Source organism: Caldicoprobacter faecalis (genome assembly GCF_900115765.1).
Lineage (GTDB): Bacteria > Bacillota > Clostridia > Caldicoprobacterales > Caldicoprobacteraceae > Caldicoprobacter > Caldicoprobacter oshimai.
Window position 1 is genome coordinate 1 of sequence record NZ_FOXR01000079.1, and the last position, 1,812, is coordinate 1,812.

At 41.0% G+C, this 1,812-nt stretch carries 1 protein-coding gene; it reads right to left on the reverse strand.

Going from position 1 to position 1,812, the window contains the following annotated elements; genetic code table 11:
- Positions 1–393: 393 nt before the first annotated feature.
- Positions 394–1,737 (reverse strand): ISNCY family transposase, encoded by a 1,344-nt coding sequence (locus BM241_RS12095; protein ID WP_092282910.1) that lies wholly within the window; start codon positions 1,735–1,737, stop codon positions 394–396.
- Between the last annotated feature and the right edge of the window lie 75 nt (positions 1,738–1,812).

Below are 1,812 nucleotides of genomic sequence, written 5' to 3' on the forward strand. Positions count from 1 at the left end.
TGTCAATAGTCTGTGAAAATGTCACCTCAAAAAGGATAATTTTATTCAGTAAAAATGTCAACTATGGGTTTTAAAAAATATTACAGAGATAATTTATAGCAAAGCTATTAGAAATTTTGACGCTCGCCGCTAGGCAGGCCGGTGGGTGTAATACACCCACCGGCATAGGCAAAAGCTTACCCAAGGGGGTGCATGTCAAGTGGCTTTCGCGGCATAAGCAGCAAAGCTCTAGGGTCACTCCAACTTATTCCACGGTCCACTTGACATGCACTCTGAGTCTAGGGCTTTTTAATACTATATTATGGGGGCAAAAAAGGCAATAAGAAACTAGGCCTTGATAAATATTATCAAAGCTTGTATGATAATCTATAGGAGAAGCGATAGATAAAAATGCTATGCCCAAGCTCGTGTGGAATTAAACAGCTGGTCTAGCATCTCAAGGATCTCGCGATCAGTTTCTTCGTAAGAGATTCTAGGCCTTTTTTGAGCCTGTTGTTTCCATGGGTGGTCAGGAGCCGGTTTTACGGGATTATGCTTTTTCTCTGATTTATGCTCAGACTGCCGTAAAGCTTGTTTTTTAGGTCGTTCTTCAAGTATTAGGGTATCATATATCGTACCGGCATAGAAAGCTTTTACGCCTATTTTAGGGCTGAATAGGACGGTAAGTTTAGCTTTGGGCATAGCAGGGACTTTTTTGCCGTCCTTGACCAGTTGATAATATTTCCCCTTGTATGAGAAGGCAGAGCCTTCGATGATGGTGCGACGTTCCTTGATGCACAGGATATAGTCGAGGTTGATAGCAGGGTCAAGAGGCCTGAACGCAGGCTGTGGGTTTTCAGGCTCAACCCCGAATCTTTTGTTGTAGGATTGAATAAATCTGGGTAAAAAAGCATTAGCAGCCTCAATTGAATTGATACCATAGATTTTAAGTTCGGCTTTCAACCTATCCTGAAGAGTATCCCAGAGTTTTTCGACACGCCCTTTAGCCTGAGGGGATCTGGCTTTGATTATATTGATGCCGAGTTCTTCCATAGCTCTGCCGAACTGTGTAAGGCTAACTGTTTTTCCTGCAAGTTGTTCTTCGATAGAAAGTTTACCATCATTGGGAGAGACGAAGATGGTATGGCGGTCAGAGTACAGGCTTAAGGGAACGCCATGATTAGTGATTATTTGACGTATGATTTCAAAGTATCCTTCCATACACTCTTGTTGAGTGAAGAATAGAGCGAGTATTTCGCCTGTGGCATCATCAATAGCCCCGTGGAGGGTAAAAGGTGGAAGTCCATCTATCCAATCGTGTTTAGAAGCATCTATTTGGACGAGCATACCTTTCTGGGGCATCCTTTTTCTTCTGTGGTGGGCTTTACGTTTACGGTGTTTTCTAGGGCTGCTAATACCTTCTTTTGTTAGAATTCTGTATACAGAGGAATAACTTACTTTAATGTTTTCATTTTCCATAAGTAAGTCGACGAAATGGTTGAAGTTTACGTCACAGTATTTTTCGCTTTTTTTAAGGTTAATGATGGTGTTTTTAAGTTCATCAGAGAGAGCATGCTGGGGCTTTCGACCTCTGTTTTTGTGGATGATGAACGCAGGTCCTTCTTTCAAAACCCCCTTTTTCAACCTTATTACTTGGCGTTCACTGAGGTTTAGAAGCTCAGCAGCTTCTCTGATGGTTATAACTTTATCGATTGTTTGATTTATGACTCTTAAACGGGTCATTTCTTTTTGTGTCATGTTGAATATCTCCTCTCTCATGTATGACATTATATCAGAATAATTTCAATATGACATTATCACAGAATAACAACA

Coding starts and splice junctions, on each gene's coding strand:
- BM241_RS12095 (WP_092282910.1), bottom strand. CDS start 1,737: ATGACACAAAAAGAAATGACCCGTTTAAGAGTCATAAATCAAACAATC.